This window comes from Bacillus mesophilum, assembly GCF_008923265.1.
GTDB classification, from domain to species: Bacteria; Bacillota; Bacilli; order Bacillales; family Cytobacillaceae; genus Cytobacillus; species Cytobacillus mesophilum.
Genome location: NZ_WBOT01000001.1, coordinates 639665 through 663126 on the forward strand (window position 1 = coordinate 639665; position 23462 = coordinate 663126).

Annotated in this window: 33 protein-coding genes and 1 other annotated feature; of the genes, 25 read left to right on the top strand and 8 right to left on the bottom strand. The window is 36.8% G+C overall.

Annotated features, from left to right (window positions below):
• Nucleotides 1-160: 160 nt before the first annotated feature.
• Nucleotides 161-667 (top strand): hypothetical protein, encoded by a 507-nt coding sequence (locus F7732_RS03175; RefSeq protein WP_151572206.1) that lies wholly within the window; start codon nucleotides 161-163, stop codon nucleotides 665-667.
• A 1258-nt stretch (nucleotides 668-1925) separates the two neighbouring features.
• On the opposite strand, the gene F7732_RS03185 is transcribed toward F7732_RS03175, so the two are convergent.
• Entirely contained in the window at nucleotides 1926-2141 is a 216-nt protein-coding gene (locus F7732_RS03185) for a hypothetical protein (RefSeq protein WP_151572208.1), read from the bottom strand.
• Between the two features lie 201 nt (nucleotides 2142-2342).
• Here F7732_RS03185 and F7732_RS03190 point away from each other — a divergent pair, with 201 nt between their 5' ends.
• The gene (locus tag F7732_RS03190) at nucleotides 2343-2636 is read left to right on the top strand and encodes a hypothetical protein (protein ID WP_151572209.1); all 294 of its coding nucleotides are present in this window, start codon (nucleotides 2343-2345) and stop codon (nucleotides 2634-2636) included.
• Nucleotides 2637-3177: 541 nt separating this feature from the next.
• On the top strand, nucleotides 3178-3345 hold the full coding sequence (locus F7732_RS22520) for a hypothetical protein (protein WP_161598829.1): 168 nt from the start codon (nucleotides 3178-3180) through the stop codon (nucleotides 3343-3345).
• Between the two features lie 125 nt (nucleotides 3346-3470).
• Here F7732_RS22520 and F7732_RS03195 read toward each other — a convergent pair whose 3' ends face one another.
• Together F7732_RS03195 and F7732_RS03200 are read right to left on the bottom strand one after the other, a co-directional pair.
• Nucleotides 3471-3899, bottom strand: coding sequence for a hypothetical protein (locus tag F7732_RS03195; protein ID WP_151572210.1), 429 nt, complete (start codon nucleotides 3897-3899; stop codon nucleotides 3471-3473).
• 446 nt (nucleotides 3900-4345) lie between these two features.
• The gene (locus F7732_RS03200) at nucleotides 4346-4693 is read right to left on the bottom strand and encodes a hypothetical protein (RefSeq protein ID WP_240056507.1); all 348 of its coding nucleotides are present in this window, start codon (nucleotides 4691-4693) and stop codon (nucleotides 4346-4348) included.
• Between the two features lie 173 nt (nucleotides 4694-4866).
• On the opposite strand from F7732_RS03200, the gene F7732_RS03205 reads away from it, so the two are divergent.
• The 3 genes from F7732_RS03205 to F7732_RS03210 all read left to right on the top strand — a co-directional run bounded on the left by F7732_RS03205 (nucleotide 4867) and on the right by F7732_RS03210 (nucleotide 6614).
• Nucleotides 4867-5238 (top strand): hypothetical protein, encoded by a 372-nt coding sequence (locus F7732_RS03205; protein WP_151572212.1) that lies wholly within the window; start codon nucleotides 4867-4869, stop codon nucleotides 5236-5238.
• 274 nt (nucleotides 5239-5512) lie between these two features.
• A complete protein-coding gene (locus tag F7732_RS22790; RefSeq protein WP_192912983.1) occupies nucleotides 5513-5674 on the top strand; it encodes a hypothetical protein in 162 nt (53 codons plus the stop codon).
• A gap of 727 nt (nucleotides 5675-6401) precedes the next feature.
• On the top strand, nucleotides 6402-6614 hold the full coding sequence (locus F7732_RS03210; protein WP_151572213.1) for a DUF6366 family protein: 213 nt from the start codon (nucleotides 6402-6404) through the stop codon (nucleotides 6612-6614).
• Between the two features lie 30 nt (nucleotides 6615-6644).
• Here the strand turns inward: F7732_RS03210 and F7732_RS03215 are convergent, their stop codons facing one another.
• A complete protein-coding gene (locus F7732_RS03215) occupies nucleotides 6645-6878 on the bottom strand; it encodes a hypothetical protein (RefSeq protein ID WP_240056508.1) in 234 nt (77 codons plus the stop codon).
• Nucleotides 6879-7128: 250 nt separating this feature from the next.
• Here F7732_RS03215 and F7732_RS03220 point away from each other — a divergent pair, with 250 nt between their 5' ends.
• The 5 genes from F7732_RS03220 to F7732_RS03240 all read left to right on the top strand — a co-directional run bounded on the left by F7732_RS03220 (nucleotide 7129) and on the right by F7732_RS03240 (nucleotide 9818).
• A complete protein-coding gene (locus F7732_RS03220; RefSeq protein ID WP_151572214.1) occupies nucleotides 7129-7821 on the top strand; it encodes a Type 1 glutamine amidotransferase-like domain-containing protein in 693 nt (230 codons plus the stop codon).
• A gap of 169 nt (nucleotides 7822-7990) precedes the next feature.
• On the top strand, nucleotides 7991-8362 hold the full coding sequence (locus F7732_RS03225; protein ID WP_151572215.1) for a hypothetical protein: 372 nt from the start codon (nucleotides 7991-7993) through the stop codon (nucleotides 8360-8362).
• A gap of 40 nt (nucleotides 8363-8402) precedes the next feature.
• Nucleotides 8403-8951 carry a type II toxin-antitoxin system HicB family antitoxin gene (locus F7732_RS03230; protein ID WP_151572216.1) on the top strand — a complete coding sequence of 183 codons (549 nt, stop codon included), beginning with the start codon at nucleotides 8403-8405 and terminating at the stop codon, nucleotides 8949-8951.
• A 26-nt stretch (nucleotides 8952-8977) separates the two neighbouring features.
• The gene (locus F7732_RS03235; protein WP_151572217.1) at nucleotides 8978-9349 is read left to right on the top strand and encodes a VOC family protein; all 372 of its coding nucleotides are present in this window, start codon (nucleotides 8978-8980) and stop codon (nucleotides 9347-9349) included.
• A 34-nt stretch (nucleotides 9350-9383) separates the two neighbouring features.
• Nucleotides 9384-9818, top strand: coding sequence for a hypothetical protein (locus tag F7732_RS03240; protein WP_151572218.1), 435 nt, complete (start codon nucleotides 9384-9386; stop codon nucleotides 9816-9818).
• A 94-nt stretch (nucleotides 9819-9912) separates the two neighbouring features.
• Here the strand turns inward: F7732_RS03240 and F7732_RS03245 are convergent, their stop codons facing one another.
• Nucleotides 9913-10308 carry a VOC family protein gene (locus F7732_RS03245; protein WP_151572219.1) on the bottom strand — a complete coding sequence of 132 codons (396 nt, stop codon included), beginning with the start codon at nucleotides 10306-10308 and terminating at the stop codon, nucleotides 9913-9915.
• A 153-nt stretch (nucleotides 10309-10461) separates the two neighbouring features.
• Complete coding sequence (locus tag F7732_RS03250; protein WP_151572220.1) at nucleotides 10462-10899, bottom strand: hypothetical protein; 438 nt, start codon at nucleotides 10897-10899, stop codon at nucleotides 10462-10464.
• Nucleotides 10900-11096: 197 nt separating this feature from the next.
• Between F7732_RS03250 and F7732_RS03255 the strand changes: the two genes are divergently transcribed.
• The 12 genes from F7732_RS03255 to F7732_RS03310 all read left to right on the top strand — a co-directional run bounded on the left by F7732_RS03255 (nucleotide 11097) and on the right by F7732_RS03310 (nucleotide 20402).
• Nucleotides 11097-11573 (top strand): immunoglobulin-like domain-containing protein, encoded by a 477-nt coding sequence (locus F7732_RS03255; RefSeq protein WP_151572221.1) that lies wholly within the window; start codon nucleotides 11097-11099, stop codon nucleotides 11571-11573.
• Between the two features lie 368 nt (nucleotides 11574-11941).
• Nucleotides 11942-12442 carry a small multi-drug export protein gene (locus F7732_RS03260; protein WP_151572222.1) on the top strand — a complete coding sequence of 167 codons (501 nt, stop codon included), beginning with the start codon at nucleotides 11942-11944 and terminating at the stop codon, nucleotides 12440-12442.
• A gap of 95 nt (nucleotides 12443-12537) precedes the next feature.
• Nucleotides 12538-12802: a binding site (T-box leader), on the top strand.
• A gap of 56 nt (nucleotides 12803-12858) precedes the next feature.
• Nucleotides 12859-13716 (top strand): SAM hydrolase/SAM-dependent halogenase family protein, encoded by an 858-nt coding sequence (locus tag F7732_RS03265; protein ID WP_066446049.1) that lies wholly within the window; start codon nucleotides 12859-12861, stop codon nucleotides 13714-13716.
• Nucleotides 13717-13754: 38 nt separating this feature from the next.
• On the top strand, nucleotides 13755-14303 hold the full coding sequence (locus F7732_RS03270) for an ECF-type riboflavin transporter substrate-binding protein (protein WP_066446046.1): 549 nt from the start codon (nucleotides 13755-13757) through the stop codon (nucleotides 14301-14303).
• A 206-nt stretch (nucleotides 14304-14509) separates the two neighbouring features.
• The gene (locus F7732_RS03275; protein WP_151572224.1) at nucleotides 14510-16222 is read left to right on the top strand and encodes an ABC transporter ATP-binding protein; all 1713 of its coding nucleotides are present in this window, start codon (nucleotides 14510-14512) and stop codon (nucleotides 16220-16222) included.
• Nucleotides 16213-17043, top strand: a complete 831-nt coding sequence (locus tag F7732_RS03280; protein ID WP_151572225.1) for an energy-coupling factor transporter transmembrane component T family protein — start codon at nucleotides 16213-16215, stop codon at nucleotides 17041-17043. Before F7732_RS03275 ends, F7732_RS03280 begins: the two co-directional genes overlap by 10 nt.
• A gap of 88 nt (nucleotides 17044-17131) precedes the next feature.
• The gene (locus F7732_RS03285; protein WP_151572226.1) at nucleotides 17132-17674 is read left to right on the top strand and encodes a GNAT family N-acetyltransferase; all 543 of its coding nucleotides are present in this window, start codon (nucleotides 17132-17134) and stop codon (nucleotides 17672-17674) included.
• Nucleotides 17675-17676: 2 nt separating this feature from the next.
• On the top strand, nucleotides 17677-18036 hold the full coding sequence (locus F7732_RS03290) for a cupin domain-containing protein (RefSeq protein WP_151572227.1): 360 nt from the start codon (nucleotides 17677-17679) through the stop codon (nucleotides 18034-18036).
• Nucleotides 18037-18047: 11 nt separating this feature from the next.
• Nucleotides 18048-18479, top strand: coding sequence for a stage III sporulation protein AH (locus F7732_RS03295; protein WP_151572228.1), 432 nt, complete (start codon nucleotides 18048-18050; stop codon nucleotides 18477-18479).
• Nucleotides 18480-18619: 140 nt separating this feature from the next.
• Entirely contained in the window at nucleotides 18620-18805 is a 186-nt protein-coding gene (locus tag F7732_RS03300) for a hypothetical protein (RefSeq protein ID WP_151572229.1), read from the top strand.
• A gap of 38 nt (nucleotides 18806-18843) precedes the next feature.
• Complete coding sequence (locus F7732_RS03305) at nucleotides 18844-19845, top strand: glycerophosphodiester phosphodiesterase family protein (RefSeq protein WP_151572230.1); 1002 nt, start codon at nucleotides 18844-18846, stop codon at nucleotides 19843-19845.
• Nucleotides 19842-20402 (top strand): DUF4256 domain-containing protein, encoded by a 561-nt coding sequence (locus tag F7732_RS03310; RefSeq protein ID WP_151572231.1) that lies wholly within the window; start codon nucleotides 19842-19844, stop codon nucleotides 20400-20402. The genes F7732_RS03305 and F7732_RS03310 overlap by 4 nt, the downstream gene beginning before the upstream one ends.
• 324 nt (nucleotides 20403-20726) lie before the next feature.
• Here the strand turns inward: F7732_RS03310 and F7732_RS03315 are convergent, their stop codons facing one another.
• Nucleotides 20727-21167, bottom strand: a complete 441-nt coding sequence (locus F7732_RS03315; RefSeq protein ID WP_151572232.1) for an ASCH domain-containing protein — start codon at nucleotides 21165-21167, stop codon at nucleotides 20727-20729.
• Between the two features lie 128 nt (nucleotides 21168-21295).
• Between F7732_RS03315 and F7732_RS03320 the strand changes: the two genes are divergently transcribed.
• Together F7732_RS03320 and F7732_RS03325 are read left to right on the top strand one after the other, a co-directional pair.
• Nucleotides 21296-21826, top strand: a complete 531-nt coding sequence (locus tag F7732_RS03320; protein ID WP_151572233.1) for an STM3941 family protein — start codon at nucleotides 21296-21298, stop codon at nucleotides 21824-21826.
• 29 nt (nucleotides 21827-21855) lie between these two features.
• On the top strand, nucleotides 21856-22710 hold the full coding sequence (locus F7732_RS03325; protein WP_151572234.1) for an SDR family oxidoreductase: 855 nt from the start codon (nucleotides 21856-21858) through the stop codon (nucleotides 22708-22710).
• 38 nt (nucleotides 22711-22748) lie between these two features.
• Here the strand turns inward: F7732_RS03325 and F7732_RS03330 are convergent, their stop codons facing one another.
• Complete coding sequence (locus F7732_RS03330) at nucleotides 22749-23312, bottom strand: DJ-1/PfpI family protein (protein ID WP_240056509.1); 564 nt, start codon at nucleotides 23310-23312, stop codon at nucleotides 22749-22751.
• Nucleotides 23313-23462: the final 150 nt, after the last annotated feature.

Genomic DNA, 23462 nt, shown 5'->3' on the forward strand with positions numbered 1-23462 from the left:
AAATCCGTATTGAAGAAATTCTTAGTGCAAAAGCGTCATCTTCACTTGTTTATGAAACTGTAGAAAAGCACAAAGGTGTTGATGGTTTTTTTCAAAAGCTGTTGATGACCAAGGAAATGTGTATAGGTTTGGAAACGAGACGATTATTGAGGAGTCTGAAGTGCCAGGTGGATTTAATAGTACCGTACGCTCAGAGATGGACAAGATAAGTTCAAGCGCGTCTTCCCTTACTTTTTATCCAAAGTTAGATAGATCGGTTCCAAAAGCAGAGCAGCTATTGGAAAAGAAGTCATTTTCATTAAAAAGCCAGCGTACAGGGATAGGCTTGCAGGTAAATGATGTGAATCAACAAGGTGATAAATTAGTTTTAGATTATTACTTTACTGGCTTTACAGAAAACTTGAGTCAACATGAGCTCAATATTATAAAGCATAACCTGGAGTATGCTTTTTGGTTAGTGGATGAAAAGTACAGATCAAACATTGACCCGGAAAATCCTTGGCCACCAAAAAACCATGGAATTCCATTAAATGAAGTAAAAATGATTGATGTTGATACAGCGCACTTCCAATCTACATTTAATTTGGATGGGAAAGATAAAATAGAAAACTTTAAACTGGAAGACACGACCTTACTATTCGAATTTTCAACTTTTTGTACACACTGAAGAATTAACACCATTTACTGTTGAACTACCGACCGGGGAAGAGTAGAAAGTTATAGTAGTTGGACGGAGATATATTAATGTCTCCGTCTTTTAGTTAGAAATAATAAATATGGTTAGGAATTATAGCCGGCTAATGTTTTTTCGCCATTTTACAATAAGAGCATGTGTTCCTGAATAGAGTGACACTAAAAATTACAGCTAAGTTACCAAATATCAAAATTATAAATCTTCAGCAAAAAATGTTTAGTGAATCTAATCATACAAATGGGTAATTCATGTTTGTAACTGCTGATGATGTAGGTTCTAATAGCTCTTATTTAATAAACAGAACGGGTTAATAGAAGAAGGAATAAAGAATTTCGTGACGAATACAATTCAAAAAGGAGAGATTTTATGGAAAGCTATCTTTTTATGTTTATTGCAGGGCTAGGAACTGTGGTGATCATATTTTTTCCAGTGATTTACAAATTAAATAAACGAATCTCAAACTTAGAAGACAAGATCCAGCAACAAAATAAAGACATCCATTCTTAAACTAAATCCTCTTTGTTCGAAATCTGCTAGGTTTTCCTTATGAACCTTAAAAAATTTATATTTATGAAGGAAGTGATCATTTGAAGAAGAGGAAACGTTATTGGATTTTAATGCCTCCATTTTTATAGCGATGCTAATAGTTTTTTATATTTTACCGAACCCTTACAAAGGATATTCAATAATAGTCGTTTTTGTTTTTTGGATTGTATTATGGTGCTGGAATTATTTTGGTGACAAAAAACAGAAGCAGCTTGATCGATAAGATACTATGCCGGTGTATATCTATGACAATGCTCAAGGAGAAGCTTCCTAAATTCAATAATAGAGGAGTTTAGTGGTTTAAAAAAGATTTCTTTCCTCAGCTATTCATCCTTTCGCTTTAAATGGTTATTTTAGTGTGTCAACTGAACAATTTAGAGTTATATACAAAAGAGATACTACTTAGTACTCTTAAATTTCCGAACAATATAAACAACTAAAACCATTGTAATGATGCAAATAAACACACCTGCGATACTAATACTAAATTCATCTTTTCGGATGGTCATAATTTTTAAAATATCGATATTAAACAAGTACCCTATGAAAGAATATATTAAGATTATTGTCGATCCTATTAAATATCCGTTTAAACTTGAATCTATTTTCAATCAATGTCCACTCCCTAATACTTTCCTATGTATTTAGTCAAAAACAATAAACTTTACGCTCGCATTCCAGGGCTTTACATTTTTCCTTCCTTAATCCAAGACCAAATTCGATAGCTTCCATATATAGAGACGAAAAAGAGTAATAACAGAATAATCACCCAGATAGATAGTCTGCTAAGCTCCTCTATTCCTTTGGCGTTGCTAAAAACAAAGATGGAGAAGCCAATTACCATAAGGTAACAAAACACATTTGGAATGATATAGATGATTCTTAATTTATAAATATTCAACTAAACACCGCCTATTTTCTTAAATGTAAAAACATGCGCAACCTTCTAAAAATATCCTTCTTCTTCCAAAAGTACCATAGGATATGCTATATAGACAACTGCTGCCCACAATAACAGATGCTAAATAAAGGTGAATATTAATGAAAAATTTTGAAACCTTTCTTAACTTCATACGTATGTGCCGTGTAAGGAGGGATTTAAATGGAATTTACAATCATTCTGTATATCCTTTTGGGCATCGGATTTCTTTTCTTTTTCAACTGGTTAATGGGTTACAAAAAAGGCAATATAACAATTGATTTTGATGAGCGCTTTTTCAATAAAAAAGAATATGTAGAAGCCATTAAAAACAAACTTGAAAGTGAAGGTAAAGAAGTCGCTTACAAAGGAAATGGCCGGTTCAATATAGACGGGAAAAATTATCTGCTCATTGATAGAAATGTAAGTATGGGTGGAGTTCCATTACAAAGAACCATTCTAAAGCTTGAAAAATAAGTCATTAAGCCAGGGGACCTTTCCATAAATAGGTTCCTTATCTTATTTAGTCAAAAGTCCAATGGTTTTACCCTTTACAAGCCGATTGCTTTTTTTAAAAAATTGGGTGGAATTATGTGTCGAACTGTAAAAAACTGGTTGAAAACCAACGATTTATCAATCGCTGAAATTGACTTTATAGAAACAGTGTTAACATTTACATCTGCAGTGAAAGTAATCAGCAGTAGGAAGGATACAATCAACAAGTCCTTTCAGATCAACTTTCCTGATAAAAAAGCAATAATTAAAACCGGATATAACATATGAGAAATTGGAAGAAACGCTTAAAGAAATCGGAATAAATATCGATCTCAGTGAGATGTTGACTAGATTTCGTAATCAAGGTATTTGTTCTAATCTTTGCAAAGAGTTGTTAGATAGTAGAGTAAGTGGATAATCGTTTATGATTTAAGATGGAGACCCAAATAGCACTAGTAGCTATTGATCTAGTGCTCAAAAAGGCTGAAGAAATGAAGAATGAAACAAAAGGTGGAATGAATAAGTGAGAATTATTATGGATCTTCCAATCATCCTCTTAGGAAGTATCTTTCTAAGCTTGAAAATAGATCCGCTTGGATTGGGAGGATATACAGTGAAGGGGATTGGAATTATTTTGATTTATGGAGGAGCCAAGTTGATTGAGAAAAGAACGAATAAAAGTACAGGTTAGGTGCTGTTACAACATATGCTAGTTCCGAAATGTCTACATTCCAGATTATAGAAAATAGTTGGTAAAACAATAAGCCACTACATTTGTAAGTGGCTGCCATCACGAATTATATTTGGTCTGATAAACTATTGCTGCTGTTCCATTTTCTCTATGAAACGATGAACCCAATTCATATCGACCGGCCCATTTAAAACCTTATAATAAGAACCGCTATAATCAAGTACACGGTTTTCATAGATACTTGCCATGGCGAAAATGTCATCTGTTGAATTAAGTGTGGCATGAAAGCCCTTTGTCCCGGAAAGATCCGCATCCCATTCAGAATTTCTCATTTTTTTCACTCTATATTGGCTTAGAAACTCTGTTAACTCATCTGCATATTTTTTTTGATTTGTTACCAAATCAAAGTTAATGACTAATGAATGATAATTTGACTCATCATAATTCATTATCTCATCTAAACCTTTCTCTTTATAATCATTGTATAGTTTAAAAGATAATAAGATGAGAAAGCCGCTTATAAGTGCAATAACTATGTGTTTTTTCTTCTTCATTTAAAATCCCCCAAGAATATGAAATGCAATACACATTTTTTCATCGTTATAAACGTTTAAGATGAATACCTAAACTTCCGAATTTTTCACTTTCTTCCTTTGCTTATAAATTTCAAATAGTGCCAACACTAAGAAGATCCATAAAAAGACATTATCCAAATCGATGCCAGACGATGATTGTTGAGGCAAACTTTATGGTAAAAGGGTTTAAACTGATTAGGAGTTTATTGTAGCTAACAACATAACATCACCGCTTATATTTTTACTTTTAGTAAGTAGAATTATTAGGCTTTGGGTTACAGATAGGAAGAGTGGAAGAGTGCTATATTCATGTAGATGATACTGTTTAGTTTAGTGATACCTTTATAACTGATTGATGTAATAGGGAAGCAGGAAACAGATCCTAGATTACAATGGAAAAATCAAATTCCAAATAATGCTTTGAACTATTTTTTGTCCAAATTAAACCTTTCCTTCTTGTCATTCCATTCTATTGTCATAATTAATTCTGTATCATTGGTTATCTGTGCATTAGTTGGATTACTCTCACTTTTGTCACTAAGAGTTCCACTTTCACTTAATGTAGCCCCATTCCTGGAAAAATTCCCTACACTATCTACAACATAATTAATATCTCCAACACTATTTACATCTTCCCCAACATACATTAATGCAAGTTCTTGTGTCTCAAGGTCGTTGCTTGTTTGTATAACCTTTAGTTCAGCAGACCAATTATCCGTTTCACCGGAAAAAATAAATGTCTCTGAGCTGCAACCTGTTAAGAAAAATAACAAAATAACGAACAGAAAGCCTGATTTTTTATTTATTAGACAGTCACTCCTTCTTTGAATTGGAAAATTATGCTATTATTATAATATATATCATCACTCAATGAAAGCTATTACATAATATCCATAAAAAGTCTTAGAATTTACATATGTAGTTCTTAGAGTGGGGGAAATAATATATGAAAACAAAAAATATTATCATCGTCCTGTCTGTTTTACTAAATATTACGTTAGGAATTCTTTTCTATATTGAGACACAAAGATCAGGTCCTGTTGATGTCGGTTTTGAATTCAAAGAAGCAATTAGATTGGAACGTTATGATGATGCAAGAAATCTTATGACTGAGGAAAGGATAGAAGCAATACCAGAAGATATACTAAAGAAGGTTAATGAAATGATGAGTTCTGGAACAAGCTTCAGAACCTATCAATTATTAGAATTTACGAATGGAGAAATGGTTTTGTTAAACTTAACACCAGATAAAGAATATGAGATTCAGAATGTTACCATTGTTCCGGATGAGATGAAGTCGGTGTTTAGCGAGTTATAATGCAATAAAAAGTATACTACCGAAAACTCTATACTATCGTTTTTTTTATGTACCTGGGAAAATATTTCGGTGTGACAAATATCTTTATATTATCCTTGTTCCTTCGCTAAGAATTGTTGTCTCAAGGAGATTTAAACATAACAAAATTTTAGTAGAGAAAGGAGATCAAATTCAATTATATTTGCTTGGTTGTAACTTGTGCAATTGCTTAATCAGCAAAAGCAAGAGTTCCAAGTTAGCTTAGGGTAGTAAAGAGGAAAGAGGAGGCCAAAAAGTGAAACAGTATGAATACATGGTAGAAAATATTCAAATTCAATTAAAAATTGGTACTAACTTTGAAGATATCATAACTGAGAAGCTGAATACTCTGGGCAGAGAAGGATGGGAACTTGCTGGTGTGAATGGGACTGTTTATTACTTTAAAAGAGAAATGTAGAGATAGCACTCTTGTAACTAAAAATTGCTTAGCTCTAAAATAAAGATAGAACAAATATTAAAAGAATAATGTTTCCGGCAGCTGCCATCTTTTCTTTGGCGGCTCTTTATTATGCAAAATTATGGATATTTCTGTTATAATTAAGATAATTGAATATTTAGCAAATACGTGTGAACGGCTATTTTTATGATGGAGAATTTCTGCATTTGTCTACAAGGAAGAATGCTGTTCCACTGGCTCTAAATATGAAAGTCCATAGATAGAATGGTTAAGTTGACTGCTATAGTATTTCATTTCTTATTTAGAAAGCGGTGATGGTATGTTGATAGCTTTTTTGTCATGATAGGTATTTTTTTATCGATCACTTTAATAAAGCTGAAAACGATAAAAAAAGAAAAGAAAAAAAATCCTAGTAAGCTTCTATTTGAACTTCTGATTGTTTTTTGCTTTATCACTTTTTTGGTAAGTGTCTCCGTAGATTCTTATTTATTTTCCATTATAAATGCCATCGTTATATTTTTACTTTTAGTTAAGAGAATTATTAGGCTTTGGTCTACTGATCGGAAAGGCGCTTTAATCATGATCATCCTATTTACTGTCGTATTGTTATCGCTCTATCGCTTAGTAAATCTCCAGTCTGCAGTAAGTTAGACTCATTCATACACGGTAAGAGACAGGAAACAGATGAAACAACTGGTTTTCAGAAAAAATGGTGAGGTGAGTCGAGATGAAAGACCAAGAAGAAACAGTGGAACAAAAAAGAGAGCGGTTAAGACAGCAGGAAATGAAGCGCAATCCAACTGGTATCATGAACGATTCTATAAATAGTGCATACAGTGGGAATCTCCATGAATTAGTTAGAGGCTTAGGGTGGAAGGGTGCAGGAATTCTGTTACTTGTTGTTGTAATGGCTTTAATCATTGTAACATTCATATTTTAGTCAGATATAAGATTAGCAGAGAAGTGAATTTTATAAATTAACACTGTACCATACCTTATAAATTTGGCCATCATAATCAGTATGAACCATATTTTCGGGAACACTAGCAAGATAAAATGCTAACGCAAAAGCAATTTTTTCGTCAGGTGTTTGATACCCATTTATTCCCTCAACCATTAATTGATTTGATAACGAGTGTGCCCAAACTTCAGCTTCTCTTAGGCTATCAGAAATAAATTCTTCCACTTTCCATCTAATTTTCATGGATTGACCTCTTTTCATTGATAGGTACAAAAACAGCTGCTGATCCGCTATACCGATTGGTTTAAAAGTTAATATTATAATTTTAACATATAATTCCAACCTATATATTTATCGGGGACCTTTTTGGTCAGCTTTTAATAAAGTGAATATTCAAATAGATGATAAGATTTTTATAAATTACGGACACAGCAGCTCTCATAATTAATTGCAAAGCAATGTAAATTGTTAATCTACTGGAGGTGCGATATAAATGAAACAAATCATCGCCCTTGGAGGCGGCGGGTTCTCTATGGAACCGGATAATCCAATCTTAGATTCTTACATATTGAATCAATCAAATAAATTGAAACCTAAAATCTGTTTCGTCCCGACAGCCAGTGGTGATTCTGACAGTTATACTTCAAGATTTTATCAGTTTTTTGAACAAATGAATTGTGAACCTTCTCATCTTTCCTTATTCAAACCGCCAACTAGGGATTTAGCGGGTTTTTTACTGGAGAAAGATATTATTTATGTTGGCGGCGGGAATACAAAAAACTTATTGGCCTTATGGAAAGAATGGGGATTAGATCTTGTGATGAAAGAAGCTTGGGAACAAGGAATTATCTTAGCTGGAATTAGTGCAGGCTCGATCTGCTGGTTTGAAGAAGGCGTTACGGACTCCTATGGAGACGGACTCGAACCATTGTCATGTCTCGGTTTTTTACAGGGAAGCAATTGTCCGCATTATGATGGAGAAGCAGAAAGAAGACCGTCTTATCATCAGCTTATTTCAGCTGCCAAAATTAAACCGGGAGTTGCTGCTGATGATGGCGTTGCACTTCATTTTATAGGACAGGAACTAACAAAGATTGTGAGTTCAAGAGCTGCAGGAAAGGCCTATACAGTAGATTTTTCATCGAAAGAAACTGAGTTGCAGACAGAATTTCTTGGTTCAACTTAAGGAGTGATTTTGTTAACAGTTTGTATTATGAAATATAATTTTAAAATAAAATATATGTTGAGATTCAGAGAAACAACAACTTATTCTAACAAGCTGCATGATCCAAATAGGAGGAGTTGATTCCCAAGTTATAGAAATAGTATTGTAGTGTTGGAAAAGGGGAGAACTCGTGAAAAAATGGCTTATAATCACTGGCGCAATAGGAATCATTTTACTCATTATTGCTATAAATAGTAAATTCTATTATCCTGCACTGCCCATTGATACGATGAGCAAAAAAGAAGTCATAGATTCTTTACAGTTTAAAGATATGATTAAGATTGGCACTGATTTAGAAAATGAGTGGTATATGACTAAAATGGACCAAAGAATGGCCAAAAACAAAATAAAGGATATGATTCAAGAGGAAGAATGGAAATTTCGCAATTACGATGGCAATGGTCTTTTCTTTGAAAAGAAGAATCAAACACTAATTGCTTCTACTCAAATGTGGACAGGGAATTATGTACTTGTAAATGTTCCCGTTGCCTGGAAAAAGTAATCAGCTGTGTTGTTAATTAAAATAGAGTGGTGTGGTACATATGGCTTTTCAAAGCGCGATTTACCCAGCATTTATTAAGAAAAATAAAGAAGGTTATGGTGTCCATTTTCCAACATTGTATCCTGAAACGGGATGGAAGCATTATAAAAGCCTTGGCAAGACAAAAAAGGAAGCTACCCAAAACGCAAAGAAGGACCTAGCTTATTATCTTGCTGGTACCGTTTATGATCATGAAGAGTTGCCTAGTAATGCACCTATTCCTGCCAACCTAGTAACACAGGAAATGGAACTTGTTTGGATCACTGCAGTATATAGTGATTATGCGAAAGAGATAGAAGAACATCTGATTGGGCGTCATTGGCATATTGATTACAATCGAGATATGAATAGTGATTATAAAGCGGTTGCCTATAAGAACGAGCAAGGGGCGTGGGAGGTAAGAATTGACTGTTATCTGCCTGTCGAGGAGCAAAAGCTGCTGCAAATTTGTCCTAGCTACCCTTTAATTTGTTTGGCAACACGCCGAGCAGAGGCAGAAGAGAAGTTTGATCGTTTTGTGTTAAAAGTAATAAAGATTGTTAATAAATAAGAAAATACGCGAAAGGAGACTTTATCATGAAACTTGGAGCATTTTCTGTAAGTTTGAATGTTAAAGATATACATGTATCAAAGGAGTTCTATGAAACGCTGGGGTTTAAAACTTTAGGAGGGGATATCACTCAAAAGTGGCTGATCATGAAAAATGAACATACAGTGATAGGGCTTTTCCAAGGGATGTTTGAGAAAAACCTTCTGACTTTTAATCCAGGCTGGGACGATAACGCTGAAAATCTCGAGCATTTTACAGATGTGCGTGAACTCCAAAAAGAATTGAAAGAAAAGGGAGTAAAGATCATAAAAGAAGCTGATGAATCAACAGAAGGACCGGCATTCATTACACTGGAAGACCCAGATGGGAACCCTATTTTAATTGATCAGCATCGATGAAAATTTGGATGATACATCATTGGGGGCATCGTAATTGAACTATTTTTTAAGGTTAAATGTTGTAAGTATACTTTATGCAATTATGGTCTTTGTTCCTTTAGAACTTATGTTAAACGTTTATAGAATTAGCAGAATAACAAATTGGGAGTTGTCTACAGTAACCACCTTGTCAGGCATCATCAGTCTAGTCGGGATTATTGCGGGTACAATTCTTCTATATTTATTAACCAATAAGTGGCTGAATGGCCGAAAGCGAAATTATTGGACGGTCATCCTATGGGTGCCTTACTTTGTCCTTTTTGTATATAGTTTCGCTGCTTTGTTTCCCGTAACGTATGGTGGAGATGATCCTAATCCTGGCTCTGGTCTAATAGCGATCGGAGGATTAATTCTGTATCCATTGTACATACTGCTTATTAATTTTGTTGGAATGTCAGGGGAAGATAAATCGGTGAGTCATCCCGTATAAGCTTAAATAATATTACGTATTTAGATTTTAAAAAATGGTTATAAACAAAACGCTCACATTATATTTCTGAGCGTTTTGTCTTGTTATAAACCCTCTATTTCGCATTAACATCTGGCTGATGAATGCCAAATATGTTTCCTTCGGTGTCCTTATAATAACCCTGCCACGCCATTCCTGGAAGAGCATATTTAGGCAGTGCTGGTGTACCGCCTTGTTCAAGAATCTTTGCTTCTGTTTCATCATAATTTCCTACACCCATTGTACAGGCAAAACCATTTAAAGGCTGGTTTGCATCTGGTGCGGGACTTTTTCGCTGCATCAAAGCTCCATTAATTCCAGGGTATTCATCACTGCCAGTCACAGCGCCGAAATAGGGCATGCCAGCAAATTCACTATAATCTTCAAACTTCCAGCCAAATACTTCTCCATAAAACTTCTTAGCACGCTCCATGTCATCAACATGAATTTCAAAATGTATAATTCTGCCCATAATGACCTCCTGATTTAACATTAATAGTTTCAATAGCTTGTATTTTCAACATTGCTTTAGGTTATTCCTTCTTCATTATGGAAAGGCTATAGAGGATTTATACAATTCATGTAGAAACAAGATTCATTCAATGCATAATATAAAAAAATTAGATTACCTGCTAACCACCCTATAAAAAAAACCTATCAATAACCTCGCAAATGGAATCGTAACTGGCAGCAGAATGATAGCATAAATCGGCCCCCAGACAAGTGTTCCTTCAATGTTGATGGAGTCGATTCCGCCTCTGACCAGCATTTCGCCAAAAATCGCACCAATCGTTCCGCTGAATAAGGATACAAGAAGGGCACATATTGCGCTGATCTGCCAAAGTTTTTTGTTTGACACATTTTTTTTATTATGAAAATATACGCTTAATATGGGAAAAGTAATAGAGAAGGGAATCAAGACAGAAAAATATAACCAGCTTTCACCCCAAAAGGACGTTACTCCACCAGCCATTGTCTGTCCAATCAGCATAAATAAGAATGCAGCAGCAATTGAAAAGACCACACCAAATATAAGGCCTTTAAACCCATTCATTGTTTTCATTTTTGATCACAACCCTATCTTTTATTTATAATAAAGTAATTAATCTATTACCAAATTAATACCAAACGCATTTAAATTCCCAGCCTTTACGATATAATGGTTGTATAAATACCAGGAAAAAACAAATTAAAATATAAAGTTTAAAAGAATAACTATTTAAATAGACGCTGCTTTCATTATAAATAAGGAGTGAGAACATGAAAAGAAACCTTATTAGCATCGTTCCTGTAGTTATGAGCCTGATCTTGGCCGCCGGTTGTAATGATGAACAAAAATCGGAAGAAGCAGACTTAGAACCTACTCCGTATGAAACAGTCAATAACTTTCAGGGAGTTACGATGAAGATTAAAGAAGGTTCTGTCTCGCCCACTAATTTGACTGTTGTATTTGAGAATAACTCTGATAAACAAGGACTGTATGGGGAAGGATTTGTATTGGAAAAGAAAAGTGAGAATCAATGGTTTGGAGTTCCTAGTAATGTAGATGAGTATTCAATTCAAGATATTGGATATGACTTGGAACCAGAAACTGTCCAGGAATGGGAGGCTGTCTGGGAGATCCTCTATGGAAGTCTGGATGAGGGAGAATACCGAATCGTAAAGGAAATAATGGATTTTAGAGAAACAGGCGACTATGATGAATATTATTTGACTGCGGAATTTATGATTGATTAATAAAATTTAAACTCACTATTATTAGCACGGGATTTAGTCACTTACCAAGACTAATAGGTTATAAAACAACAAAAATCGGGAATAGATGAGTGATAGAGGAGGTTTATTACATGGTTCTAAAAAAAGTAAAAAAGCTGCTCGATGATCCAAAGGTTAAGAAAGCACTTAAAGAACAGGTTGTTCCTGCTATAAAAAAAGAAATAAACAAAAGAAAATCGAAATAAATATTTCATAAAAGCTGAAGCTCTACAGGTTTCAGCTTTTTGCATGGGGAAATTTTGTTGCGGAAGGTAAAAACTGAAACTAAATCTAGTTATCTCCGTAAAATAAAGAATAACATGTTACGTTTTGGAACAAGGAGGATCATAATGAATGTGTTTTTGGCTTATTTGGTTATTTTTCTATTAGGAGCAACTCCTTTTATGGAGGTTGTTGGTGTTATTCCATTAGGCATTGCTGTTGGCTTGCCGGCAATTCCTGTCACCATTCTGGCCTTCGCCGGGAATATACTCACGATTTGGCTTCTGATTCTGCTGATTGATCATGTGAAGGTATGGCTGCAGCGGCGCAAGGAGAAAAAGGGCAAAGAGGGGTCAGATAAGAAAGGGCAGCGTGCTGCACGTATCTGGAAAAAGTATGGATTGCCCGGCTTAACCATTGTCTCACCTATTTTAATTGGCACCCATCTTGGCGTGATCCTGGCAATGAGCTTTGGAGGTACTCGCAAACAAATCACTTTTTGGATGACTGGCAGTATTATCGTGTGGACAATTGTAATGAGTATTGCGTCTCATTATGGAATTGATTATTTCTTTGAAAAAACAGGGAATGAAGGGTTATTGAAGGACTTTTTAGAAAATACAGATTAGAAATATAAAAAGTTTGTAAATATGTAAAAACAACTTGCCAAACGTTTTTTTCTATTTTATAATCATCAATAATATTTCGAATAATTAAATGATTCCCACAAACGATGAAGAGAAAAAGTAAGATTATGCAGTTTACAAAGAGAGCTTCGGTAGCTGAAAAGAAGCAAAAGTGCTAATCTGAACAATGGCCTCTGAGTTCCGTGCTGAAAGTGCATTCGCATGTTAGGTTCCGGCGAGATTTGGTGCTCGTTACAAACACCACAGTATAATGACTTATGTCAGTACTTGAATGAGGCTGCAATGTGTTACACATGCAGTGAAGTAAGGTGGTACCACGTGATCTAGAACCACGTCCTTATCCGATGAATGGATAATGACGTGGTTTTTTATTTTATAAACTATTGGAGGAAGAAAAAATGAATAATTATTTAGTCATTCAAACCGATTTTGGCATTAGTGATGGGGCGGTAAGTGCAATGTATGGTGTTGCTTTATCTGTTGATCCAAAGGTTCGTATTTTTGATCTGACCCATGATATTCCTCAATACAACATTTGGGACGGAGCTTATCGTCTATATCAAACCATTTCTTATTGGCCAGAAGAAACAGTGTTTGTATCGGTTGTCGATCCAGGAGTAGGTACAGACCGACGTTCGATCGTAGTTAAGACAGAGTCAAACCATTATATTGTTACACCTGATAACGGCACACTCACTCAGATTAAGAAACATATTGGCATAAAAGAAGCAAGATTAATTGATGAAAAGGTAAACAGACTGCCGCGCTCAGGAGAATCCTATACGTTTCACGGCCGTGATGTGTATGCCTTCACTGGAGCAAGATTGGCAACTGGCGTTATAACATACGAACAGGTTGGACCTGAATTAGACCCAGCAAGTGTTATTGAATTACCTGCAGAAGAAGCAGTAATTTCGAATGGTTCTGTAACAGGAAATATTGATATACTTGACATTCGTTTCGGAAATCTTTGGTCTAATATTGACCGCGTACTGTTTAAAGAATTAAGCATTGAGTATGGCGATTCATTTGAAGTAGTCATTGAAAATGGCACTAGACAGATATACAAAAACATCATGACTTTCGGGCGCTCATTTGCAGATAGTCATCTTGGAGAACCGCTTCTTTATGTGAATTCCCTTGATAAAATTGGAGTTGCGCTGAATCAAGGTTCCTTTGCAAAAGCTTATCATGTACAATCCGGACCAAATTGGAAAATTTCTATACGAAAAGTTCAGAAACTTGTATATAATTAAATCTTATAAATAGAAAATAGAATAAGGGAGTGGGTTTCTTGAAATTATCTATTAAAACGATTGTAGCAATCGGAATTGGGGCAGCTGTTTTTATCATTTTAGCTAAATTTGCAGCTATTCCATCGCCGGTTCCCAACACAACGATACAAACATCCTACGCATTTTTAGCACTTATGGCCATTGTTTTTGGACCAGTTGCTGGTGCATTAATCGGCTTTATCGGCCATGCGTTAAATGACGCGATTTCATATGGATCTGTTTGGTGGAGCTGGGTTGTTGTTTCGGCGCTTGTAGGATTTTTAATTGGTCTGGCAGCTAAAAAGATTAACATTGAATCTGGTAAACTTGGTACAAACAAAATTGTAACGTTTAATATCGTTCAAGTCCTTGCTCAAGGGATTGGCTGGTTCTTAGTTGCTCCTTTACTAGATATTTTGATCTACGCCGAACCGGCTAATAAAGTATTCGTCCAAGGATTGTTCGCTGGAGTTTCAAATATGATTACAGTTGGAATTATAGGTACGATTTTATTAGTGGCATACGGTAAAACACGCAGTCAAGGCAATAGCCTGCATAGAGAAATGTAACGGTGTAATTTTTTCACCGTTTGTTCAAAAGGAAAGCGAAATACATGCAAAACGTCTCAGCGTTGCCACAATTTTTGTGGCGGCGTTTGTCTGCGTTTAAGGCATAGAATCGCTCTTTAAGTCAATGGATGTAGAACGAACCTTGAAAAGTGACTATATGCTTAGTAGATGCAGGCTGCACTTTTCTTACAAGCAAGGAGACAAACATGAACAAAACAGTTATTGAGTTCAAAGACTACTCTTTTAAATATCATAGTCAAATTGAACCGACTTTACACGATATTAATCTATCAATCCAAGAAGGAGAAAAGATTTTAATCGTGGGGAGAAGCGGTTCAGGCAAAAGCACGATTGGCCACTGTATAAACGGTTTAATTCCCTTCTCGCATAAAGGGGATACAGCCGGTACCTTACATATATTGGGGCAGGATGCAAACACATTGGATATATTCTCACGCTCGAAAATGGTTGGAACCGTTCTGCAGGACCCGGACGGTCAATTCATTGGACTAACTGTGGGTGAGGATATCGCTTTTTCACTGGAAAATAGCCTTACAAACCAAAAAGAAATGCATTCCATTGTAAAAGATACAGCAGCAATGGTTGCCATGGAGGAGCATTTATCTTTTTCTATTCATCATTTATCTGGCGGACAAAAACAAAGGGTTTCGTTGGCCGGTGTCATGGTTGATGATGTTGATATTCTCCTATTTGATGAACCGCTGGCTAATTTGGATCCTGCAACAGGCAAAAGTGCCATTGAACTGATTGACACCATTCATAAAGAAATGAATAAAACGATCGTGATCATAGAGCATCGCTTAGAGGAGGTGCTGCATTGTGATGTCGATCGGATTATTGTCATGGAGGACGGTCGGATTGTTGCAGATATGGACCCGGATTCTTTACTGGCGAGCAATATTCTAGAAGATATAAGTATCCGTGAACCTCTTTATGTTAAAGCGGCAAAATATGCAGGATGCGAATTGACTGCCAATATGAAACCAGCACATATTAGTACATTTGATGTGAATAGATGCCGGAATCAAATATTGAGCTGGTATAACCAATTTGAAGCAGCCTCTTTTACTAGTAAATCCGAAAGTATTCTCGAGCTGCGGAACATTTCTTTTTCTTATGGTTCTGGGGGAAAAACCATTGAGAATGTCTCTCTGTCGATTGAAAAAGGAGAAATGGTCAGTATTGTGGGGCGCAACGGAGCTGGCAAATCAACTCTGTCCAAATTAATCTGCGGTTTTATTAAACCAAATGAAGGTAAAATTCTTCTTAATGGATTAGATATAACAAATGATAGCATAAAGCAGCGATCGGAAAGAATTGGCCTCGTGATGCAAAATCCAAACCATATGATCTCAAAACATATGATTTATGATGAAGTTGCACTTGGCCTCGTGATTCGGGGAGCAGCAGAAGCTGAAATAAAAGAAAGAGTCGAAAAAACATTAAAGGTGTGCGGGCTTTATCCGTTTCGAAACTGGCCCATTTCAGCATTAAGCTTTGGTCAGCGGAAACGAGTAACGATCGCTTCTATTTTAGTTTTGAATCCGGATATCATTATTTTAGATGAACCGACAGCTGGTCAGGACCTGCGACATTATACGGAGATTATGGAATTTTTATCAGAGCTGAATCAGCACGGTGTGACAATCATCATGATCACTCATGATATGCATTTGATGCTTGAATACACACCAAGGGCGATTGTGATCAATGACGGAAAAAAAATAGGCGATACTTCCGCTGTTGAAGTATTGACAGATTCTGCCCTGATTCTGGATGCGAACTTAAAGGAAACCTCTTTATTTGAACTCGCAAACCGTCTGGGTGTAAAGAATCCGTTAGACTTTATCGGCCGTTTTATTTCTTTTGATCGGGAGGCGAAACAGAAATGGCAGTAGAAATGCTCTCTTATATTGAAAGAAATACACCGATTCACCGCTTAACGGGTGTCACTAAGCTGGTATGCTTTATTCTCTGGTCTTTTGCAGCGATGCTCACCTATGATACTCGCATTCTGCTCTTTTTATTCGTTTTAGGAATAGTGATTTTCATTGTTTCTAAAATTAAACTAAGAGAAATATCCTTTGTTTTACTGTTTATTTTAGTATTTTTACTGTTAAATAATGCAGCCATTTATTTGTTCTCTCCGCAGGAAGGTGTCAAAATCTATGGCAGCAGTACAGTGATTGCAGACTTTTTTGGCCGCTATAATCTCACATTGGAGCAGATCTTTTATCAGTTTAATATCACATTAAAATATTTCACAGTGATCCCTGTTGCCTTACTTTTTATCGTCACGACAAATCCAAGCGAATTTGCGGCGTCCTTAAACAAAATTGGCGTCAGCTACCGCATTTCCTATGCAGTCGCGTTAGCACTTCGCTACATCCCGGATGTTCAGCGCGATTATCAGAGCATTGCGCTCTCACAGCAGGCTCGCGGCATTGATATGTCTAAAAATGAGAAGCTGTTCAAGCGTCTTAAAAACGCTGCATCCATTATTATCCCGCTTATCCTCTCGAGCCTTGATAAAATTGAAACTATCAGCAACGCGATGGAGCTGCGCGGCTTCGGGAAAAACAATAAACGGACATGGTACAGTGCACGGGCTTTCCAGCCTGGAGATTATATCACGCTTATTGTATTTACACTGATTCTGATTGTCAGCCTGGTTGTGACCTTTTATGATGGAAGCCGGTTTTATAATCCGTTTTTGTAACTTATTTACTTCCTGAGTTTTGGGCTTGGGGAGTTTTTTTTATATTTTTGAATGACTCAACTAAATAAAAAAAGGAGTGCAGCTTATAGTGATCATTACGAAGAAAGATCTCACCTTTAAAATTAGATTAGCTGTTCACAGTGATGCCAAGAATTTATCGCTGTTACGAGTAAAAATTGACGGAGAAACCGAAAACATGGACAGAGAAGAGGGAGAGGATTTCATAGACCAAACTGGTTTTGAAAAAATCATAGAAGCAGATACAAATCATCCTAGAACTTTATTCTTAGTTGCTGAAATGGATGGCAAATTGATTGCTTATTCAAGATGTGCCGGCAATGATTTAAAAAGATTTATCCATAAAGCTGAGTTTGGGTTAGGTGTTTTAAAGGATTACTGGGGATATGGAATAGGAAGAAAGCTGCTTGAGGCAACAATCGCATGGGCTGATAACAACGGTATAGCTAAACTGGAATTATATGGTGTTCTTGAAACGAATACGAGAGGCATAGACCTATACAAAAGCCTTGGCTTTGAAATCGAAGGCTTAATAAAAAAGGACAGACTACTATCGGACGGGAACTATTATAATACCTATGTAATGGCAAGATTTCATGAAGATGGAGGTTGAAAATGAAAATTTATAGCTTTCGAAAAGAAGAGGGTAAGAAAATAACGAAATACGATTCTAATTTTATCATGTCACGAATTATTCAATCTGAAAAACCTGTCCATGTGGGCTGTATGCATCTAGAGAAGAACGGTGTCATTGGTTATCATCAGGCAGTTGTCCCTCAGCTCCTTTTAATTATGAATGGAGAAGGTTTAGTACGAGGTGAAAGAGATGAGTACATAAAAGTTCAATCAGGCGACGCTGTTTTTTGGGAAAAAGATGAATGGCATGAAACGAAAACAGATTTAGGTCTAACCGCTATTGTAATAGAAAGCGAAGAATTGAATCCAGACTCTTTTATGGCATTAAGGATTAATTAGGGGACAACATCATGGTAATGATCGTGAAAGATATTAAAGGCAAATCATACAAACAATTAATAGATATTCTATTTAAACACTCAGATAGGTTTGCGTTTGTTGAAAGTACGCAATGGATGGAGTTTGAATCAGATCGTCTTGCTTGTGTGGATCAATTGATATCAGATATTAGAGTACATTTAATAGAAAGAAAAGTGCAAACCAAATGGGAAACAACAAGACTTACGGACGGTAACAAGGCATATGTATATTATTTTCGGAACAACAATGCGACAAAACTATTCTTAAAAGAATACAGCCAATCTCTGTTTGGCTGGATCGGTCCGGAAATGCCAGAGGATTTAATGTTTTATCGAAAGGATCAGTGTATATTGGCTGCATGTTCACATGAAGGGTATTTTGGGGTAGAGGACGAAGTATGGAAAGAATTTTTATCCAAATAATAAGTTGAAATAATACCCATCTCTGTGGCTGGAACATACAGAATATTCAGAGCCGGTGTATTTCTGGGAAGTGATCGACTTCCATTCGGGAAGAGGAGCAGGGAAAGGTTCCGTCAAATAATGCAGAGGTGATTGCCAATATGGTAAAAGGAGATTCTGAGTGGTATATTATTCCTGATATGAATCATATTTTGCGAAGGTCTGAAGGCACCAACACCATACTGGGTGCAATGAAAGAATTCAAAAGTCTGATGCAACAGCCTATTCACCAGGAGCTGTTTAATAGGCTGGAAGATTGGCTGCGCAGGTACCAGTATGATGCGTAATATTTTTAAGGAAGAAAAGCTCAACGGATAGGAAGATCATGATGAAAAAATGGTTTAAAGGTCTGCTTGTATTTAGTATCCTGCTTATTCTCTTTGTTTACCTTAACAATAGCTCTCTATTTGCAGAAGAGAGAAATGGGGAGCCCCTCCTTTTAGCTCACCGTGGGTTAGCACAGACTTTTCCAATGGATGAAATTACAGCAGAAACATGTACCGCAGAAATCATTTACGATCCTGAGCATCCTTATTTGGAAAATACCATTCCATCAATGGAGGCAGCCTTTAAAGCAGAAGCCGATGTAGTTGAATTGGATATTCAGCTTACAAAAGATGGCGAGTTCGCCGTATTTCATGATTGGACACTGGAGTGCAGAACAGATGGCAGCGGGAAAATCAGAGATCATACAATGCATGAGCTGAGACAGCTTGACATCGGATATGGCTATACAGCCGACAATGGAAAGTCATATCCTTTTCGAGGCAAGGAGTTAGGTCCAATGCCCACATTGCAAGAGGTACTGACACATTTTCCAGATAAGGAATTTTTAATTCATATTAAAAGCAACGATCCAATAGAAGGAGAGAAATTAGCAGAATACCTGACAACTAGGTATACGGCTGATAGGCTGCAACAATTAACCGTATATGGCGGCAATGAACCAATTGAGACTTTAAAGGATATTCTCCCAGAAATGCGTGTCATGTCCAAGGAAACATTAAAAAGCTGTTTACTATCATACGAAGCGCTAGGCTGGTCAGGTTTTGTTCCTAAAGCCTGCAAGAATACGCAAATTCATATCCCTGAAAAATTTGCTCCATACCTGTGGGGATTTCCTCAAACTTTTATCAATCGGATGGAGGATGCCAACACAAGAGTTATTTTAGTAGCAGGAAATGGAGATTGGTCAGAAGGATTTGATCAAAAGGCTGATTTAGAAAGAGTGCCAGAGGATTACCGAGGCGGAATTTGGACGAATCGTATTGATCTGATTGCCCCCATAGTAAATGAGACGAAAATTGAACGAGTAAAAGGAGAATGAACATGGAAAAGCTGTTAAATGAACAACGTGAAGAATTAATGCAAACATTGAAAGCGCGATTTGACAATAATATGCATCGTCATCATGACCTTAAATGGGAGGATGTTCTAGCGAAACTGGAAGCACAGCCTGAAAAACTTTGGTCACTGAACGAAATGGAAAGGACAGGCGGCGAACCAGATGTGGTTGAATATGACGACCAGGGAGGCGAGTTTATCTTTTATGACTGCTCAGAAGAAAGTCCTAAAGGCCGCAGAAGCTATTGTTATGATCGAGAAGCTTTAGAATCAAGAAAAGCGAATAAGCCAGAAAACAATGCCATTGATGTGGCAGCTGAGATGGGAATTGAAATATTAACAGAGGAAGAATATCGTGCATTGCAGAAACTTGGGGAGTTCGACAAGAAAACATCAAGCTGGGTGCAGACACCTGATGAGGTTCGTTCGCTTGGCGGAGCCTTATTTTGTGACTATCGCTTTGGACAAGTGTTTTTGTATCACAACGGGGCATCCTCCTACTATGCAGCGCGGGGGTTCCGTGGGTCGTTGAAAGTGTGATAGATTGGCGTGATTTAAGTGGGGAAAAGAGCGGTTATGGGGAGTTAGGCGTGGAGGAAGTACCCGTTGGCTTGGAAGAAGCGTGGTGACGGGGAGTTAGGCGTGTCGGAAGTGCCCGTCGGACTGGAAAAAGCGTGTTGAAGGGAAGTTAGGCGTGGCGAAAGTGTTCGTCGACCTGAAAAAAGCGTTTTGAAGGGAACTAAAGTGCGTCCAAAGTGCCCGTCAGCTTGGAAAGAGCGTGTTGACGGGCACTAAAGGCCGATCAAAGTGCCCTTCAGACCATAAAAAGGATGATGACGGGAACAAAACGCATCTCCAGTTAAACTATCTAGAGTAAACTTTAGTAAAACGCTCACAAACTACAACCATATTTGGAACAAATTCGAGATTATATGGCTTTAATTCATTTTTAAAAAATTTCTCATGCGCTTCCCACCAAAATGCATAATCACCTTCCCCTTCAGCTATGGCAAATTCTTCAGACACTTCGTCCATTGGCAGAACTTCAACGGAATCAATTTTAATAATCGCGACAGGCTCGTCGCTGCTATTTAAAACAATTGAGTATTCGCCTGCCTGTGGCACTGGCTCGTTTTCAAGTTCATAAAAAACATGACCTGAGGTTGTAGCTGTCTTCTTGCCATTCACAACTAAATCTGCCAGCCAATCGGGCTCTGCACCAAATTGAAAAGCATCTTTATAAGTGACATTCTCAAGCTGATGCAAGCTGCAGTATTCATTCCAAAATACATCTGTTTTCTTCATATTAAATACCTCCAATTATTCTTTTATTATGTAGGAAAAAAAGGAAAAATAGCAATCTTTCTTTACATATTTTCCTCTATATTTCAATGTTTCTGTTAAACTATTTATAAAAAAGTAGAGGTGGGAGCATGGAAAATCAATACTTTTACAGCAAATATACCGAGGTGCTGATCATTGGCATTCTTACTGGCATAGCTGGGATCATAACATTATTGGTTCTTGCAGCAGCAGGTGATCAAATGTCAATCCTTTCACATTCACTAACGATTGTTCTATGTGTTTTCTTTCTGGCAACCTCTTTATTATTACTTTTAACAAGAAAAGCACGGCAAAAACGGCCCTCCATTACCTTAAATGAGCAAGGAATAACGATCCATATTAATCCTGGCTACGGATTTATTGGCTTTGAAAACATTGATGGTGTGATGCTTTATAAAAGACAGTTGAATAAGATGATTGGCATTGTTCTACATAATGAAGAAAAGTTTATTGAAAGCTATGCTGGAATGAGGAAGATGAACTTAATCAATAATCGCAAACAAGGGTACCCGGCTGTTGAATTGATGAGGTATACGATTGCTGACAGTCAAGCATTCATTGACACTTTGAAGCAAAAAGGTTATAAAGTTTATCAGCATTCCAAAGGTGGAAATGGTTAAAAATCCACAACTAAGAGAAGAGGGATTATATTTTGAAAAAAATAGCGATTGTCACTGGTGCCAATTCCGGGATGGGTTTAGCAACAACGATTGCACTCGCCAAACAGAATATCCATGTCATTATGGTGTGCAGAAATCCAGAAAAGGGAGAAAAGGCACTTCATGAGGCCCAAGAAGCTAGCGACTCTGGAGATATTGAGTTAATGCTCTGCGATTTAAGCTCTCTATCACATATTCGCCAATTTTGTGATGAGTTTAAAAGCAAATACCCCAAATTGGATATTTTAATAAATAACGCTGGAGTGGTTTCATTAAAACGGCAGGAAACTGAGGATGGTTTTGAAGCGATGCTTGGCGTCAATCATCTTGGTCATTTCCTGTTAACGAATTTGCTGCTTGATCACTTGAAGGCAGCACCACAAGGAAGAATCGTCGTTGTTTCTTCTGGCGCACATAAATGGGGCAAGATGGACTTTGAAAATCCGTATTTTAAGAACGGCTACAATGTCGTTAAAGGGTATGGACGCTCAAAGCTGGCCAATGTCTTGTTTTCCCGCGGACTGTCTCAGCGTCTTGAAGGAACAAACGTAACAGTCAACAGCCTGCACCCTGGTGCCGTTGCAACAAATCTTGGTGTGGATCGCACAACCGGATTTGGAAAAAACTTCATTAAAATGCTTGTTCCGTTTTTCAGAACAGCAGAGGAAGGTGCTAAAACAGCCATTTTCCTAGCCACCAGCCCGACAGTTGAGAAAACAACCGGTCACTATTTTTACAATGAAAAAGAAGCCCCGATTGCTAAAACAGCAAAAGACGATGAATTGGTAGAGCGGTTTTGGAAGTGGAGTGAGAGCGAGGTTGGGTTGAATAGTACAAATAGGTAAAGAGCAAAACCAGCTATGTGTGAGTAGCTGGTTTTTTGTTATCTGTAAACACTATATTTTATGTACCAATCCTTGTTAAATTTTAAATTTAGCAAGTCACCAAAACCAAATGCAAATTCAATAAAGGCAGAACCCTTTGCGGTGATCATATTTTTATCTATTACTACATTTGAGCTGGAATAGTTTTTCTCGTTAAATGTGCCTAAGAACCTTCGTTGTTCGAATGTTAATCCGGTTGTGTATTTTTTATGATCTAGTAAACCACTCATTGATAATAAATACGGAGCGCTGGAGATAGCTCCAATTAATCTTTTTTGGTCATTCGCCTTTTTTAAAAAGGCTGATAACTCTTCATGATTTACTAAATGCTTAAAATCATCTACACCTGGCAGAACAAGACTATCGATGTTTTCTAAATTGATGTCGTGAATGGTGGTTTCAGGTATACAAGGCAAGCCACCTTCACCTTTTACAGGCTCATGATCCAAACCTAAATAGATTACTTTTTTCCCGCCTTGCCTTAAAACGGATAGAAGAACCGATAACTCATACTCGCTAAACCGCGGGTAGAGTAAAATGCCTGTTGCTTTCTGTTTGCTCAAGAAATCCCCACCTTTAACAATAATTCTGTTATATTTTAACATATTTTAGTTCGTTATCTCTGCTCATTTTGCAGGTGAGATGATGTATAGATAAAAAACTATTGCATTTGGTTAAAAAAGCAGTATTATGATTTAGTATGATTTTGGAAA